The 15,370-nt window shown below is 54.5% G+C and carries 13 protein-coding genes; 10 read left to right on the plus strand and 3 right to left on the minus strand.

The genetic code is table 11. The features are described from left to right. Window positions 1–42: 42 nt before the first annotated feature. Window positions 43–1,038 carry a glyceraldehyde-3-phosphate dehydrogenase gene (gene gapA / locus AB2B48_RS03665; RefSeq protein ID WP_035894601.1) on the minus strand — a complete coding sequence of 332 codons (996 nt, stop codon included), beginning with the start codon at window positions 1,036–1,038 and terminating at the stop codon, window positions 43–45. Between the two features lie 339 nt (window positions 1,039–1,377). Between gapA and msrB the strand changes: the two genes are divergently transcribed. Together msrB and AB2B48_RS03675 are read left to right on the plus strand one after the other, a co-directional pair. Continuing rightward, a complete protein-coding gene (gene msrB, locus AB2B48_RS03670; protein ID WP_220440604.1) occupies window positions 1,378–1,791 on the plus strand; it encodes a peptide-methionine (R)-S-oxide reductase MsrB in 414 nt (137 codons plus the stop codon). 42 nt (window positions 1,792–1,833) lie between these two features. After that, window positions 1,834–2,112 (plus strand): YeaC family protein, encoded by a 279-nt coding sequence (locus AB2B48_RS03675; RefSeq protein ID WP_185665965.1) that lies wholly within the window; start codon window positions 1,834–1,836, stop codon window positions 2,110–2,112. On the opposite strand, the gene AB2B48_RS03680 is transcribed toward AB2B48_RS03675, so the two are convergent. Further along, the gene (locus tag AB2B48_RS03680; RefSeq protein ID WP_368300830.1) at window positions 2,109–4,037 is read right to left on the minus strand and encodes an aliphatic sulfonate ABC transporter substrate-binding protein; all 1,929 of its coding nucleotides are present in this window, start codon (window positions 4,035–4,037) and stop codon (window positions 2,109–2,111) included. The genes AB2B48_RS03675 and AB2B48_RS03680 overlap by 4 nt on opposite strands. Window positions 4,038–4,310: 273 nt before the next feature. Here AB2B48_RS03680 and ssuD point away from each other — a divergent pair, with 273 nt between their 5' ends. From ssuD to AB2B48_RS03695, 3 genes are read left to right on the plus strand one after another with little or no spacing between them, the layout of a single operon-like run. Next, window positions 4,311–5,483 (plus strand): FMNH2-dependent alkanesulfonate monooxygenase, encoded by a 1,173-nt coding sequence (gene ssuD, locus AB2B48_RS03685; protein ID WP_368300831.1) that lies wholly within the window; start codon window positions 4,311–4,313, stop codon window positions 5,481–5,483. Between the two features lie 12 nt (window positions 5,484–5,495). Beyond that, entirely contained in the window at window positions 5,496–6,881 is a 1,386-nt protein-coding gene (locus AB2B48_RS03690) for an FAD/NAD(P)-binding protein (protein ID WP_368300832.1), read from the plus strand. A 55-nt stretch (window positions 6,882–6,936) separates the two neighbouring features. Continuing rightward, window positions 6,937–8,334: an LLM class flavin-dependent oxidoreductase gene (locus AB2B48_RS03695; RefSeq protein ID WP_368300833.1), complete on the plus strand. Its 1,398-nt coding sequence runs from the start codon at window positions 6,937–6,939 to the stop codon at window positions 8,332–8,334. 135 nt (window positions 8,335–8,469) lie between these two features. On the opposite strand, the gene AB2B48_RS03700 is transcribed toward AB2B48_RS03695, so the two are convergent. Continuing rightward, window positions 8,470–9,723: a glycoside hydrolase family 18 protein gene (locus AB2B48_RS03700; RefSeq protein ID WP_368300834.1), complete on the minus strand. Its 1,254-nt coding sequence runs from the start codon at window positions 9,721–9,723 to the stop codon at window positions 8,470–8,472. 287 nt (window positions 9,724–10,010) lie between these two features. Here AB2B48_RS03700 and AB2B48_RS03705 point away from each other — a divergent pair, with 287 nt between their 5' ends. From AB2B48_RS03705 to AB2B48_RS03725, 5 genes are read left to right on the plus strand one after another with little or no spacing between them, the layout of a single operon-like run. After that, window positions 10,011–11,087 carry a zinc-binding dehydrogenase gene (locus AB2B48_RS03705; RefSeq protein WP_368300835.1) on the plus strand — a complete coding sequence of 359 codons (1,077 nt, stop codon included), beginning with the start codon at window positions 10,011–10,013 and terminating at the stop codon, window positions 11,085–11,087. Between the two features lie 27 nt (window positions 11,088–11,114). Then, on the plus strand, window positions 11,115–12,494 hold the full coding sequence (locus AB2B48_RS03710; protein WP_368300836.1) for an MFS transporter: 1,380 nt from the start codon (window positions 11,115–11,117) through the stop codon (window positions 12,492–12,494). Window positions 12,495–12,510: 16 nt separating this feature from the next. Next, a complete protein-coding gene (locus AB2B48_RS03715; protein WP_368301907.1) occupies window positions 12,511–13,554 on the plus strand; it encodes an NAD(P)-dependent alcohol dehydrogenase in 1,044 nt (347 codons plus the stop codon). 24 nt (window positions 13,555–13,578) lie between these two features. Next, window positions 13,579–14,415, plus strand: a complete 837-nt coding sequence (locus AB2B48_RS03720; RefSeq protein WP_333011871.1) for a ketose-bisphosphate aldolase — start codon at window positions 13,579–13,581, stop codon at window positions 14,413–14,415. Window positions 14,416–14,419: 4 nt separating this feature from the next. Further along, window positions 14,420–15,367 carry a carbohydrate kinase family protein gene (locus tag AB2B48_RS03725; protein WP_368300837.1) on the plus strand — a complete coding sequence of 316 codons (948 nt, stop codon included), beginning with the start codon at window positions 14,420–14,422 and terminating at the stop codon, window positions 15,365–15,367. Window positions 15,368–15,370 lie beyond the last annotated feature (3 nt).

A 15,370-nucleotide genomic window follows, 5' to 3' on the forward strand; every position in this document is an offset into this window, starting at 1 on the left:
GGCGACCGAAGTCGCCTTTTTGGATCAGATTCTCATCTCAACTTATTTGGAGATGTGAGCGATCAGGTCCAGTACTTTGTTAGAGTAACCAGTTTCGTTGTCGTACCAGGAAACCAGTTTAACGAAGTTGTCGTTCAGAGCGATACCCGCTTTAGCATCGAATACGGAAGTGCAAACTTCACCGTTGAAATCGGTAGATACAACGTCGTCTTCGGTGTAGCCCAGAACGCCTTTCATTGCGCCTTCGGAAGCAGCTTTGATTGCTTTCTTAATTTCTTCATAAGAAGCAGCTTTTTCCAGACGAACGGTCAGGTCAACTACGGACACGTTAGGGGTTGGAACGCGGAACGCCATACCAGTCAGTTTGCCATTCAGTTCTGGCAGTACTTTACCTACTGCTTTAGCAGCACCGGTAGAGGATGGGATGATGTTCTGAGCTGCGCCGCGGCCGCCGCGCCAGTCTTTGTGAGACGGGCCATCAACGGTTTTCTGAGTAGCGGTGGTCGCGTGAACAGTAGTCATCAGACCTTCGATGATGCCGAAGTTGTCGTTGATAACTTTAGCCAGCGGTGCCAGGCAGTTGGTGGTGCAGGATGCGTTAGAAACGATGTCCTGGCCTTCGTATTTGTCAAAGTTAGCGCCTTTAACAAACATAGGGGTGTTGTCTTTGGAAGGACCAGTCAGAACAACTTTTTTCGCGCCAGCAGCAATGTGCTTACGAGCGGTTTCGTCAGTCAGGAACAGACCAGTTGCTTCAGCAACAACGTCAACGCCTGCTTCGTTCCACTTCAGGTTAGCCGGATCACGCTCAGCGGTAACACGGATTTTTTTACCGTTAACGATCAGATGACCGTCTTTCACTTCAACGGTACCGTTGAAACGGCCGTGAGTGGAGTCATATTTCAGCATGTAAGCCATGTAGTCTGCGTCTAACAGATCGTTGATTGCAACGATCTCGATGTCAGAACGTTCCTGAGCAGCACGGAAAACAATGCGACCGATACGGCCAAAACCGTTGATACCTACTTTGATAGTCATATATTCCACCAGCTATTTGTTAGTGAATAAAAGGTTGCCTGTAAAATTACAAAAACCTTACGCAGCGTCAAGCGGAATCGTGTCAATCATTGCGACAAATCAATCCTCTGCCTAAGCTTTGGTCGACTGACGTGTCTCACTCTTCCTATGAGCTTGAAACCACATGAGGGCGGCGCCGGGGATTTTAAAGGGCGCAGAAGATAAAAATGTGATTTAAGTCACAATTACCCGGCTGCCTTTTCACGCCGATTAAGTTTAGAACAAAAGTTCAGGCTTCATTGTTAATGTTTTGTTAGAATCGTCTGGCGAATGTATTTTTCATAGTGAGATGTGAGCAAAATGGTGAAGAAACCCACCCCAGAAGAACTGAAAAATACCCTCAGTGAAATGCAGTTCTATGTCACCCAGAAACATGGCACAGAACCGCCGTTTACCGGGCGTTTACTGCACAACAAGCGCGATGGGATTTACCACTGCCTGGTGTGTGACGCGCCGTTATTTCATTCCCAAAGCAAGTTTGATTCTGGATGCGGCTGGCCGAGTTTTTATGAGCCGGTGAGCGATACGGCCATCCGTTATCTCAATGATTACTCCCACGGCATGCAACGTACTGAAATCCGTTGTGGAAATTGCGACGCGCACCTTGGGCACGTTTTCCCTGACGGTCCGCAGCCGACTGGCGAACGTTTTTGCGTCAACTCGGCGTCGCTGAGCTTCACGGATGACGAAAACGGCGATGCCACTAAGGGTTGAAGAAACGATTCAGCAAATTATTCCTGAAAAAAGGAGCGGGGCATGAGTATTGAGCAAATGATCGAGACGATGACGCCGGAAATTTACCAGCGTCTCGCCACTGCGGTGGAGCTGGGAAAATGGCCTGACGGCGTGGCGTTAACCGCGGAACAGAAAGAGAACTGTTTACAGCTGGTGATGCTCTGGCAGTCACGCAACAACCAAGATGCTCAGCATATGACCATCGATACCCAGGGCCAAATGGTGATGAAGAGCAAGCAGCAGTTGAAAGAGGACTTCGGCATTGCACCGAAGCCCATCGCTACCTTCAAACAGCATTAAGCCGCCGCCCACGGTTCAATCAGCCGCGCTTTGGCATACCAGAGCGCTTCTCTGACCGCCACGGGCCTGTTCAGCAGGCCCAGTGCGTAGAAGCGGTCAGCGATGGTCTGCTGCGCGCGTATTGCCTGCATATCCATCTCACGGGTCTGATGGCTACGTCGCGCCAGCGCGCAGGCCAGCGATCCGGTATCCAGCCCCAGCTCACTCGCCAACAGCTGTGCCGCTTCATGACGATGACGGTCGATAAACCTGCCGGTTTTCACCAGCGCCGCCACGATCCCGGCGATGATCTCTTCGTTATGCTGCGCGTACTGACGACGGGTAATATAAAACTGATGGTTATTGACCCGTCCTTCGCCGGTCGCCAGCACCCGTAGCGTGCCGCTGCGTTCCGCCGCGCTCAGTACCGGGTCCCACATCATCCACGCGTCTGCCGCCAGGTAGTCGCTGGCGGTTAGAGGATACTTGGGCGGCGCGTAGACCACTTTCACGTCGTCCAGCCCCAGCCCGGCCTCTTCCAGAATCTGTACCAGCAGCCAGTGCACGTTGGAACCTTTGTTCAGCGCAATGCGTTTGCCTTTGAGCTGCTCCGGCGAGCGGATATCGCTGTCATGCGGCACCACCATCGCGACGCTGCGTGGGGCAGGAGGCTCCCAGGCGACGTACAGCAGCGAGTTGTCCTTCGCCTGGGCGAAAATTGGCGGCGCTTCGCCAGTGGTACCAAAATCTATCTCATCATTACCCAGCGCCTGCAGTAGCTGCGGGCCTGCGGGATATTCACTCCACAGCACGTTCACCCCTAAATCAGCAAACGACTGTTCCAGCAGCTGACGCGCTTTCAGCACGCCAAGATTGCCAAAGCGCTGGTAGCCAATACGCAACTCGCGTTCGCGCGGGGCAGGCGGCGGCAGCTCGCCGGGTTTACGCCGCTGCTTAATCACCCCCAGATGCGCCAACTGTGTACGCAGCGTGTGACGGCTCATGCCGAGCAACGAGGCCGCCTGGCTTTGGTTGTTGTCACTTTGACTCATGGCGGTGTGGATCATCGCCCGCAGCATACGGTCGTACAGCGCGCCGCTGTGCGTCTGAAGCTGACGGTGCATAAAGGCCGTCAGCTCATCGCTCTCTTCCTGCGCAGGCTGGGGGGATGACGTGGCTGGCGTAAGCCGCAGATGTTCCGGCAGTAGCCATAAATCGGGGTTCAGCAATACCGCATTATGCAGCGTGTTTTCCAGCTCGCGGATATTACCCGGCCAGGGATAGTCCAGCATCATTGCCAGCGTTTCCGGGGCAATTTTCTGCTCGGTGCGCCCGAGTCGACGGGCATAGCGCTGGATAAAGTGATCGGCCAGCACCGGGATATCCTGTTTTCGCTGGCGCAGCGGCGGCAGGTTAACGGCGGCGATGTTCAGGCGATAAAAGAGATCCTCACGAAAGCGCCGTTCCTGAATGGCGCGCTGAAGATCGACATGCGTCGCCGCAATCACCCGGACGTTGATACGAACGGGCTTATGCGATCCGACGCGGGTAATTTCCCGTTCCTGAAGGACGCGCAGTAGCTTGACCTGTAGCGCCGGGCTCAGCTCACCAATTTCATCGAGCAGCAGGGTGCCGCCCTCTGCCGCCTCAAACCAGCCCTGATGGCGGTGCGTCGCGCCGCTGAACGCGCCTTTTTCATGACCGAACAGTTCTGACTCTGCTAGCGACTCGGTTAACGCCCCGCAGTTCACCGCCAGAAACGGCGCGTTGGCGCGCGGGCTATGACGATGCAGATAGCGCGCCACCACCTCTTTACCGGTGCCGGTTTCGCCGATGATAAGTACCGTGGCGTCGGTTGGGGCGAGCCGATTGAGCACCTTCTGAAAGGCCTGTGAAGCGGGGTCAACCAGCTCCGGGCCTGATGATGTGAGTTCTGCGTTGAGCATGGTGAGCCTCCAGCTAATTCCTGTCTGGACGGTATCTTTTGCGCGCTGAATTTGCCAGAGGGGGGAAGGCGGGATTTGTCGCCATTGCAGCAACTTTTGCCGATGCGGTGTTGCATTTGCAACAACCTTGTTGTGAAAATGATTTCTATAACTCAATGAATTAAAACGTTATTTTCTCTTCAAAAAACTGGCACGCATTTCGCTAATCTCTTTATAACTGACTTAAATAACCGCTTCTATAAATACCAAATATAGTTATAAAGGAAATGGATAATGACCGTACAAGCCGCTGAGAACATCAATATCTTCTGGTTCCTACCAACCCACGGCGATGGGCGCTATCTGGGCACCACCGAAGGGGGGCGCCCGGTGGATCTTCCCTATCTGCAGCAGGTGGCGCTGGCCGCCGACAGCCTCGGCTACTACGGCGTGCTGATCCCGACCGGTAAAAGCTGCGAAGACTCCTGGCTGGTGGCGGCGGCGTTAGCGCCCATCACCCGAAATTTACGCTATCTGGTGGCCGTTCGCCCTGGATTGCAACCGCCGACGCTGGCAGCGCGGATGGCGGCTACCCTCGACCGTCTTTCCGAAGGGCGTTTGCTGATAAACGTCGTTACCGGCGGCGATCCGGTGGAAAACAAAGGCGATGGCATCTTCTTGAGCCACAGCGAGCGCTATGAAGTGACCCACGAATTTCTGGACGTCTACCGCCGCCTATTGGCTGGAGAAAAAGTGGACTATCACGGTGAGCATATTCAGGTCGAGGGGGCGGAAGTGCTGTTCCCGACGGTGCAGCGCAACGGGCCGCCGCTCTACTTTGGCGGTTCATCGGCGCAGGCCATTGAGGTGGCGGCCGATCATATTGACGCCTATCTCACCTGGGGAGAACCTCCTGCACAGGTAGCGGAAAAGCTGGCGGTGGTGAAAGCGCGCGCTGAAGAGAAAGGACGCACACTGGAGTATGGCATCCGCTTGCACGTGATTGTGCGGGAAACGGAAGAAGAGGCCTGGGCCGCCGCCGACAAACTGATTGCGCACCTGGATGATGAGACTATCGCGCAGGCGCAGCAGATTTTCTCCCGTATGGACTCCACCGGCCAGGCGCGCATGAGCGCATTGCATAACGGTAACCGCGACAACCTGCGTATTGCGCCGAACCTCTGGGCGGGCGTCGGACTGGTGCGCGGCGGCGCTGGCACCGCGCTGGTGGGCAGTCCACTGCAGGTTGCAGAGCGTATCCGTGAGTATCAGGCGCTGGGCATCACTAACTTTATCTTCTCTGGGTACCCGCATCTGGAAGAGGCGCACCGCTTTGCGGAGCTGGTGATGCCGCTGTTGCCGACCAGCACCCAGCCGCGCTCGGCGAAGGGGCAGCTCAACACCGGGCCGTTTGGTGAAACCATCGGCGGGGCGAAACGTCCGGTCAAACAGGTCAGCGCGAGCTGAAGGGGCGACGCTATGCAGCAACGGATGAGTGAACCCCATGTGGTGATCGTCGGGGGCGGGTTTAGCGGTACGGCAGTTGCCATCCACCTGCTGCGCGAAGCGGCACGCCCGCTGCGGATCAGCATTATCGAACCTCGTCATGCCCTGGGACTGGGCGTGGCCTATTCGGCTACCGACCCGGCGCACCGGATTAACGTCCCCGCCGCGCGAATGCAACTCGCCGGGGATGACGACGGTGCGTTTGACCGCTGGTATCGCCGTTACGGCGACTTTCCACAGGACCCGCAGGCATTGCTTGCGGACGGCAGCGTCTATCCGCAGCGCGGTGCGTTTGGCCGTTATCTTCAGACCACGCTGAGGGTTGAAACCCGTGCGCATCGTGGTCGTGTGGTGCATCTACAGGACCGCGCCGTTGGCTGGCAGGACGGTCGGGTGGTGACGGAAAAAGGCGAACGGCTTCAGCCCGATAGCCTGGTGCTGGCGATTAGCCATCCGCCGCCGCAGCTACCGGGAGCCGTTCGCGAACTGGCGGCTCACCCACGGCTGATCGCGAACCCATGGCAGAGCGGCGCGCTCGCGGCGATCCCCGCCAGCGCACGGGTCGCCATTATGGGCACCGCGCTGAGCATGGGGGACGTGGTGGCCTCGCTGGAACGGCTTGGACATCAGGGCGAGATCATCGCCTTTTCGCGTCACGGTCTGCTCTCACGGCCTAATGCACCCATCAATTTACCCAAGTGGACGGCGGATTATCTGGCGGGCACGCTGCGCCAGCGGTTGGCGCGCATCCGCCAGGATATTCGCCGCGCGGCAGAGCAAGGGCTGCCCTGGCAAGTGGTGCTGGACACTGTGCGTAGCCAGGGGCAGGCCATCTGGCAGCAGATGAGCGAGACGGAGAAGCGGCAGTTTTTACGTCATCTACGGCGCTTTTGGGATGTGCATCGCTACCGCATTGCGCCGCAGGTATCACAGGCGATTGCCGCGCGCCAGCGTGCGGGGCTGCTGCGCGTACAGGCTGCCCGCTTAAATGCTGTGACGGCGGAAGGCGACGCGCTACGTCTGCAGTTGCAGCCACGCGGCGGTCAGCCTCAGTCCGAAACGGTGGACTATCTGGTGCTGACCACCGGGCCTGCGCATAGCCAATTGATTAGCAGTCAGCCCTTTTTCCGGGCGCTTGAACTGGCCGGGATGATTCGTGCCGACGCGCTGGGTATGGGCATTGAGGTGGATGCGCAGTCGCAGCCGGTGGGCAGCACATTACCCATCTGGGTTGCCGGTCCGGCGGCGCGAGGGCGCTTTGGCGAACTGATGGGGCTACCGCAGGTGGCGGATCACGCCCAGCAGGTCGCGCAGTCGGTGCTGGAACGGCTCGACTGTCGCCAGCTCGCGTTATCGTAACTTTACCAACTCTATTTTTGCGCCGGGGCATGACCGGGTGTAAGGGGAAAACGCTATGTCATCACAACGTGAAATTCGTCTGAACGCTTTTGATATGAACTGTGTCGGCCACCAATCGCCGGGGCTATGGGCCCATCCGCGTGACCGCTCCTGGCAGTATAAGGATCTCGATTATTGGGTCGATCTGGCGCGCCTGCTGGAGCGAGGCAAGTTCGACGGCCTGTTTATTGCCGACGTGCTGGGGGTTTACGACGTCTACAACGGCAACGGTGATGCAGCCATTCGCCAGGCGGCGCAGGTGCCGGTGAACGACCCGCTGGCGCTGGTGACGCCAATGGCGCTGGTCACCGAACATCTGGGGTTTGGCCTGACGGCATCGCTGTCGTTTGAGCACCCGTATCCGTTTGCCCGCCGCCTGTCGACGCTGGATCATCTAACCAAAGGGCGCGTGGGCTGGAACATTGTCACCTCCTATCTGGAGAGCGGGGCGCGCAATATCGGCCAGCAGGCGCAGACGGCGCACGATGCTCGCTACGACTACGCGGATGAATATCTGGAGGTTATCTACAAGCTGCTGGAAGGCAGTTGGGAAGAGGGGGCAATTCTGCGCGACCGCGAGCGACGAATCTTCAGCGATCCAAAAAAGATTCATGCGATTAACCACCACGGGAAATTTTTCGACGTGCCGGGCTACCACCTGTGCGAACCCTCGCCGCAGCGTACGCCGGTGCTCTATCAGGCGGGGGCTTCCAGTCGCGGCAAGCAGTTTGCCGCCAGCCACGCCGAGTGCGTTTTTGTCGCCTCGCCGTCGAAAAGCGCGCTGAAGCGGACGGTGGCGGATATTCGCCGTCGCGCCGAAGAGGCAGGGCGCGACCCGCGCAGCATTCTGATCTTCAATATGCAAACGGTGATCGTGGGTGAAACCGACAAAGCGGCGCAGGCGAAGTGGCAGGAGTATAAAAACTGGACCAGCTATGAAGGCGCGCTGGCGCTCATTTCCGGCTGGACAGGGATCGATTTTGGCCAGTATCAGCCTGATGAGGTCTTTACCTATGCGAAAACCAACGCCATTCAATCGGTAGTAGATACCTTCTCAACCGCTGACCCGGAGCGCCAGTGGTCGGTGAAAGCGATGGCGGATTGGGTGGGCATTGGCGGCTTTGGCCCGCTGATGGTGGGTAGCGCACAGACGGTGGCGGACGAACTGCAATCGTGGGTGGAAGAGACGGACGTGGACGGTTTTAACCTGGCCTACGCGGTGACCCATGAAACGTTCACCGATGTTGTGGAGCTCTTAATTCCAGAGCTGCAAAAGCGCGGGGTTTACAAGCAGGAGTATAGCCAGGGCACGCTGCGTGAGAAGCTGTTTGGCGGCAGCGCCCGGTTGCAGGCGCCGCATCCGGGAGCCGGTTACCGTATTCATGAACAAAGCGGGATTTTAACGCCGGTGTAACCTGAGTCGGCACCGAACCGCCCCGGAGTCGGCGAAACGCCTCGTCCGGGCTACCTGAAACCTGTAGCCCGGCCAAGCGAATGCGCCGCCGGGGTGGCTCGGTATTGAGTATCGACACCAGGTCATTCAGGTGGCTTAGTGTTTGATCCCCAGCGACTCGGCCAGTTGCTTCGCCAACTGGTTGTTGTCATCGGCGCCGTACTCCCAGAACATCGCGCCAGCCAGCCCTTTGCTCTTAATGTACTCGGCCTTGATGCTCACCGAACGAGGGTTCTCATAGGAGAGCGCGAACAGCGGTTTGCCGTCCGTTGACTGCACCGACAGCCATGGCACCTTCGCCTGGTCATCCCAGTGCTCGGTAAAGCGTTTTTGCGGGTCGTTCAGCAGTTTGCTGACAATATCGTTGTACTTCACGTAGGTATCTTTGCTGAGGTCTACGCCCAGCGATTTAAACAGATCCACCTCATGCGGCCCAAAGTAAGGCTGGGTCACCGGGTTTTTCTGTGCATCCGGCTTGCTCCAGTCAATGCCCGGCTCAACCGTACGTTTTGGCACTCGGCCATAGAAACCGATGCCGAGGTTCATCTGGCTTGGCTTCAGCCCGGCAGCCAGATAGTTATTCACCACAAAGTCGGCGCTGTACTTATCCGCCGCGGCTACCGTTGGCCACTGGGTCGAATCATAAAGGTTGGAGTTGAAATACTGAGTACCGTACGCCATGTCGTAGGTCATCAGGTTGATGTAATCGAGCAGTGGCGCAATGGCTTTCACGTCCACCCAGCTTTTCGGGCTTTCCGCATTGGCGCCTACGGCAATGGTCACCAGCTTTTTATGACCAAACGCGTCGCGCAGTTCTTTAAGCAGCGTCGTGAAGTTATCCCGGTCCGCCGGTTGGCTGGCGACCAGACCCCACGCGCCGTTGACCGGGTATTCCCAGTCAAGGTCGATACCGTCTAAACCATATTTTGCCACCACATCCTGCACCGAGCGGACAAACACCGCCCGGGATTCTGGCGTGGCCGCCGCGCCGGAGAAGCCGCGAGCCCCCCAGCCGCCGACGGACAGCAGCACTTTCAGATCGGGGTTCTGTTTACGCAACGTAGGAATTTTTTCTAAATCGGCCTGCACTTTCGGCGAAAGCCAGATTTGGTGCAGTTTGGTTGGGTCTTTTAACGCGTCGTTGGTTTCGTCTTTCTCGTCGTTGTAGATAAGGCCAAACGAGTAGTTCAGGTGGGTAATCTGGCGAACGTCGAGCTTATCGATGTCGCCACCGGGCCCCGCCGTCACGTCACCGCCACCGTTGAAGTAGCCGACGGACATCAAGGAATTCGCGGAAACAACCGAGGCGCAGAGCAGGGGTAATGCTGCCAGCAAAGGCAAAAATTTCATAAACGGTCCTCTTTGACATTAAAAAAGCAAACACGCCACGTAAATGGCGTGGCGAAAAAACAGCCTAAGCAGGCTAGCACCTTCCATGGTCTAAAACTGCGAAGGTGTTCACGGCTACATCAGCACAGAGGCAAGCGATTCGTTGATCTGTACCCGGGCGTATTTGTGATCTAAGTTGTGAAATGCAGATCAATATCTGTGTTTTAAAGATTTTGCGTTGACCTTAAAGATTTTGTGGTTAAGTATTGCTCCCACTGATGCAAAATCTATCAACAAAGGAAGACGCAATGAAAGCACTGGCAAGATTTGGTAAGGCCTTTGGTGGCTATAAGATGATTGATGTACCGGAGCCAGTTTGTGGTCCGGATGACGTAGTGATTGAAATCAAAGCCGCGGCTATCTGCGGCGCGGATATGAAGCATTACAACGTTGACAGCGGTTCCGACCAATTCAACTCGATTCGCGGCCACGAATTTGCAGGTAAAATTGTCCGTGTCGGGGACAAAGTTAAGGACTGGAAAGTCGGTCAGCGTGTGGTTTCCGATAACAGCGGACACGTCTGTGGCGTTTGTCCGGCCTGTGAACAGGGTGATTTTCTGTGTTGTACAGAAAAAGTGAACTTAGGCCTTGATAACAACACATGGGGGGGAGGGTTCTCGAAATATTGCCTGGTACCGGGGGAAATCCTCAAAATTCACCGCCACGCGCTGTGGGAGATCCCGCAGGGGGTGGATTATGAAGAAGCTGCGGTACTGGATCCTATTTGTAACGCCTACAAATCTATCGCTCAACAATCCAAATTTCTTCCAGGTCAGGACGTTGTGGTCTTCGGCACCGGTCCATTAGGACTCTTTTCCGTGCAAATGGCGCGCATCATGGGAGCGGTAAATATCGTGATGGTTGGGCTAGAAGAGGATGTCGCGGTGCGCTTCCCTATCGCTAAAGCACTGGGGGCGACAGCGGTAGTCAACGGTTCAACCGAAGATGTGGTGGCTCGCTGCCAGGATATCTGCGGTAAAGACAATCTGGGACTGGTTATCGAATGCTCCGGCGCCAATATCGCTCTCAAACAGTCCATTGAAATGCTGCGTCCCAACGGTGAAGTGGTTCGCGTTGGTATGGGCTTTAAACCTCTCGATTTCTCTATCAACGACATCACCGCGTGGAACAAAAGCATTATTGGCCATATGGCCTACGACTCCACGTCCTGGCGTAACGCCATTCGCCTGCTGGCCAGCGGCGCAATTAACGTTAAACCGATGATTACCCACCGTATTGGCCTGTCGCAATGGCGCGAAGGATTTGACGCCATGGTCGATAAAACCGCGATTAAAGTCATTATGACTTACGACTTTGATGAATAACCCCATTTATTAAAGGAAGGTTCCCGGATGGAACAGATAGCAAAACCGCACTGCGGCGCGAGGCTGGACAGGCTGCCAGATTGCCGCTGGCACTCGTCGATGTTTGCCATGGTCGCCTTCGGATTACTGGTCTGCTGGAGTAATGCCGTCGGCGGGTTAATTCTCGCGCAATTAAAAGAACTTGGTTGGACCGATAACGCCACAACCGCTACGTTTTCTGCCATCACGACGGCGGGAATGTTTCTCGGCGCGCTTGGCGGCGGGATCATAGGCGATAAAATCGGGCGTAAAAACGCGTTTATCCTGTATGAAGCGATTCATATTATTGCCATGGTCATAGGGGCTTTTTCACCGAATATGACCTTCCTGATCGCCTGCCGTTTTGTCATGGGGGTTGGATTAGGCGCACTGCTGGTGACCCTTTTTGCTGGGTTCACCGAATATATGCCCGGTAGAAATCGCGGCACCTGGTCAAGCCGGGTCTCCTTTATCGGCAACTGGTCTTATCCGCTCTGCTCTCTGATTGCGATGGGTCTGACGCCACTCATTAGCGCGGAATGGAATTGGCGTGTGCAACTGCTGATCCCGGCAATCCTGTCGCTGATAGCGACCGTTATTGCCTGGCGTAGTTTCCCTGAATCGCCTCGTTGGCTGGAGTCTCGCGGACGTTACGTTGAAGCAGAAAAGGTCATGCGGGCCATTGAAGAAGGTGTGGTTAGGCAGACCGGCAAGCCGTTACCGCCAGTGATGATTGAAGATGACGGCAAAGCCCCACACGCGGTGCCTTATTCGGCCTTATTAACCGGCGTATTATTGAAACGCGTTATTTTAGGTTCTTTTGTCCTGATCGCCATGAACGTTGTGCAGTACACCTTAATTAACTGGTTGCCGACCATATTTATGACTCAGGGTATTAATTTAAAAGATTCCATTGTTTTAAATACCATGAGTATGTTCGGTGCGCCGTTTGGTATTTTCATCGCCATGTTGATAATGGATAAAATACCTAGAAAAACTATGGGGGTAGGATTATTAGTATTAATTGCTGTGCTGGGGTATGTCTATTCACTGCAAACTAGCATGTTGCTAATTACGCTAATTGGCTTCTTCCTGATTACGTTTGTCTATATGTACGTTTGCTACGCCTCCGCAGTCTATGTTCCGGAAATATGGCCGACCGAAGCTAAGCTCCGCGGTTCTGGTCTGGCGAATGCGGTAGGGCGCATTAGCGGTATAGCTGCGCCTTATGCGGTCGCAGTATTGCTTAACGGTTACGGCGTGACGGGCGTGTTCGTGCTGCTTGGGGCGGTCTCCATTATTGTTGCTGTCGCCATTGCTACCATCGGAATTGAAACCAAAGGCGTCTCTGTCGAAAGTCTCGGGATTGATGCGGTTACCAGCAAATAATATTGAGGGAAATAAAATGAAAAACTCAAAAGCAATATTAAAAACACCGGGCACAATGAAAATTATCACCGCCGATATCCCGGTACCTAAAGAGCATGAAGTATTGATCAAAATTGAATACGTTGGTATTTGCGGTTCAGATGTTCACGGTTTTGAATCAGGTCCCTTTATGCCACCGAAAGACCCAAACCAGGAAATTGGCCTCGGGCATGAATGCGCCGGTACAGTGGTGGCGGTAGGAAATCGTGTCAGTAAATTTAAACCGGGCGACCGAGTGAACATTGAACCCGGCGTGCCGTGCGGTCACTGTCGCTACTGTCTGGAGGGGAAATACAACATCTGCCCAGATGTGGACTTTATGGCCACGCAGCCTAATTATCGCGGTGCGTTAACCCACTATCTGTGCCATCCGGAGAGTTTCACTTACAAACTCCCCGATAACATGGACACCATGGAAGGCGCGCTGGTAGAACCTGCGGCCGTAGGGATGCATGCCGCCATGCTGGCGGACGTTAAACCGGGCAAGAAAATCGTCATTCTGGGGGCCGGTTGTATTGGTTTAATGACCCTGCAAGCCTGTAAATGCCTGGGGGCAACCGACATCGCCGTTGTTGATGTGCTGGAAAAACGTCTGGCGATGGCTGAGCAACTTGGCGCGACGACCGTTGTCAATGGGGCCAAAGAGGACACCGTTGCCCGCTGTCAGCAGTTCTCCGGCGATATGGGGGCCGACATTGTTTTTGAAACTGCCGGTTCGGCAATCACCGTTAAGCAGGCCCCGTATCTGGTCATGCGCGGTGGGAAAATCATGATTGTTGGTACAGTTCCCGGTGATTCCGCGATTAATTTCCTCAAAATTAACCGTGAAGTTTCAATTCAGACTGTTTTCCGCTACGCCAACCGTTATCCGGTCACCATTGAAGCCATCTCCTCCGGGCGTTTCGATGTCAAATCAATGGTGACGCATATTTATGATTATGAAGATGTTCAGCGCGCGTTTGATGAGTCAGTCAATAACAAACGCGAAATTATCAAAGGCGTTATTAAAGTAAACCATTAATTTATCAAAAAGGGAGAAATAAACATGCTGGCAGATATTAAATATTGGGAAAACGATGCCCAGGATAAACATTATGCAATTGCCCACTTTAACGTGTGGAATGCGGAAATGTTAATGGGGGTTATTGATGCGGCCGAGGAGTCTAAATCACCGGTGATTATCTCCTTCGGCACCGGATTTGTGGGTAACACCTCGTTTGAAGATTTTTCTCATATGATGGTTTCGATGGCGAAAAAAGCCTCGGTGCCTGTTATTACCCATTGGGATCACGGGCGCAGCATGGAAATTATCCATAATGCCTGGACCCACGGTATGAACTCGCTGATGCGCGATGCCTCCGCCTTTGATTTTGAGGAGAATATTCGCCTGACCAAAGAGGCGGTGGACTTCTTCCATCCGCTGGGCATTCCGGTTGAAGCGGAGTTGGGCCACGTGGGGAATGAAACGGTTTATGAAGAAGCGCTGGCGGGTTATCACTATACCGACCCGAGCCAGGCGGCGGAGTTTGTCGAGCGTACCGGCTGCGATTCTTTAGCGGTGGCGATTGGTAACCAACACGGTGTCTATACCTCTGAACCGAAACTGAATTTTGACGTGGTTAAGCGCGTACGCGAGGCAGTCTCCGTTCCGCTGGTACTGCACGGCGCGTCCGGCATTAGCGATGCGGATATCAAGAAAGCCATTTCATTAGGTATCTCGAAAATCAATATTCATACCGAACTGTGTCAGGCGGCAATGGTGGCAGTACAGGAGAACCAGCATCAGCCGTTCCTGCACGTTGAGCGTGAAGTTCGCAACGCGGTTAAAGCGCGAGCGCTGGAAAAAATCAAACTGTTTGGCTCTGACGGTAAAGCGGAATGACAATATGGATAATATCGAGGTTATTTGTATAGGGGCGGCTATTGTTGATATCCCTTTACAACCGGTGAGTAAAAATATTTTTGATGTCGACTCTTATCCTTTAGAACGCATTGCGATGACGACGGGAGGTGACGCGATAAATGAAGCGACGATTATTTCTCGTCTTGGCCACCGTACAGCGTTAATGAGTAGAGTGGGGGATGACGCTGCAGGTCATTTTATTCTCAACCACTGTCGCCGGGAGAATATCGATATTCAGAGCCTGAAGCAGGATGCCGATATTGATACTTCCATTAACGTGGGCTTAGTCACTGCCGATGGTGAGCGTACGTTTGTGACCAACCGCAACGGTAGTCTGTGGAAACTGAATATTAACGATGTTGATTTTGACCGCTTTCCTCAGGCAAAACTGCTGTCGCTGGCGAGTATTTTTAATAGTCCACTGCTTGATGGTAAAGCGTTAACGACGATTTTCACTCAGGCAAAAGCACAGCAGTTAATTATCTGCGCTGACATGATTAAGCCGCGGCTTAACGAAACGCTGGAAGATATTCGTCAGGCGCTGAGCTACGTGGATTATCTGTTTCCCAATTTTGAAGAGGCAAAACTACTCACTGGGAAAAAGACGCTGGATGAGATCGCCGATAGTTTCCTGAACTGCGGCGTGAAGACGGTAGTGATTAAGACCGGCAAGAGAGGCTGTTTTATCAAGCGTGCCGATATGAAAATGGAGGTCCCGGCGGTGTCGGGAATTACCGCCATCGACACCATTGGCGCAGGGGATAATTTTGCTTCTGGGTTTATCTCCGCGCTCCTTGAAGGTAAACCGCTTCGCGACTGCGCGCTGTTTGCTAACGCAACGGCGGCGATATCGGTACTGAGCGTAGGCGCTACAACGGGCGTGAAGAATAGAAAACTGGTGGAACAACTTCTCGATGAATATGAAGGGTAATAA

Source organism: Kluyvera sichuanensis, from assembly GCF_040930405.1.
In the GTDB taxonomy this organism is placed as follows: Bacteria; Pseudomonadota; Gammaproteobacteria; order Enterobacterales; family Enterobacteriaceae; genus Kluyvera; species Kluyvera sichuanensis.

Bases quoted from the DNA above. Each gene is read 5' to 3' on its own strand.
- AB2B48_RS03705 (WP_368300835.1), top strand. From the start codon at position 10,011: ATGAAAGCACTGGCAAGATTTGGTAAGGCCTTTGGTGGCTATAAGATG.
- AB2B48_RS03700 (WP_368300834.1), bottom strand. From the start codon at position 9,723: ATGAAATTTTTGCCTTTGCTGGCAGCATTACCCCTGCTCTGCGCCTCG.
- gapA (WP_035894601.1), bottom strand. From the start codon at position 1,038: ATGACTATCAAAGTAGGTATCAACGGTTTTGGCCGTATCGGTCGCATT.
- AB2B48_RS03690 (WP_368300832.1), top strand. From the start codon at position 5,496: ATGCAGCAACGGATGAGTGAACCCCATGTGGTGATCGTCGGGGGCGGG.
- AB2B48_RS03720 (WP_333011871.1), top strand. From the start codon at position 13,579: ATGCTGGCAGATATTAAATATTGGGAAAACGATGCCCAGGATAAACAT.
- AB2B48_RS03710 (WP_368300836.1), top strand. From the start codon at position 11,115: ATGGAACAGATAGCAAAACCGCACTGCGGCGCGAGGCTGGACAGGCTG.
- AB2B48_RS03715 (WP_368301907.1), top strand. From the start codon at position 12,511: ATGAAAAACTCAAAAGCAATATTAAAAACACCGGGCACAATGAAAATT.
- AB2B48_RS03725 (WP_368300837.1), top strand. From the start codon at position 14,420: ATGGATAATATCGAGGTTATTTGTATAGGGGCGGCTATTGTTGATATC.
- ssuD (WP_368300831.1), top strand. From the start codon at position 4,311: ATGACCGTACAAGCCGCTGAGAACATCAATATCTTCTGGTTCCTACCA.
- msrB (WP_220440604.1), top strand. From the start codon at position 1,378: ATGGTGAAGAAACCCACCCCAGAAGAACTGAAAAATACCCTCAGTGAA.
- AB2B48_RS03680 (WP_368300830.1), bottom strand. From the start codon at position 4,037: ATGCTCAACGCAGAACTCACATCATCAGGCCCGGAGCTGGTTGACCCC.
- AB2B48_RS03695 (WP_368300833.1), top strand. From the start codon at position 6,937: ATGTCATCACAACGTGAAATTCGTCTGAACGCTTTTGATATGAACTGT.
- AB2B48_RS03675 (WP_185665965.1), top strand. From the start codon at position 1,834: ATGAGTATTGAGCAAATGATCGAGACGATGACGCCGGAAATTTACCAG.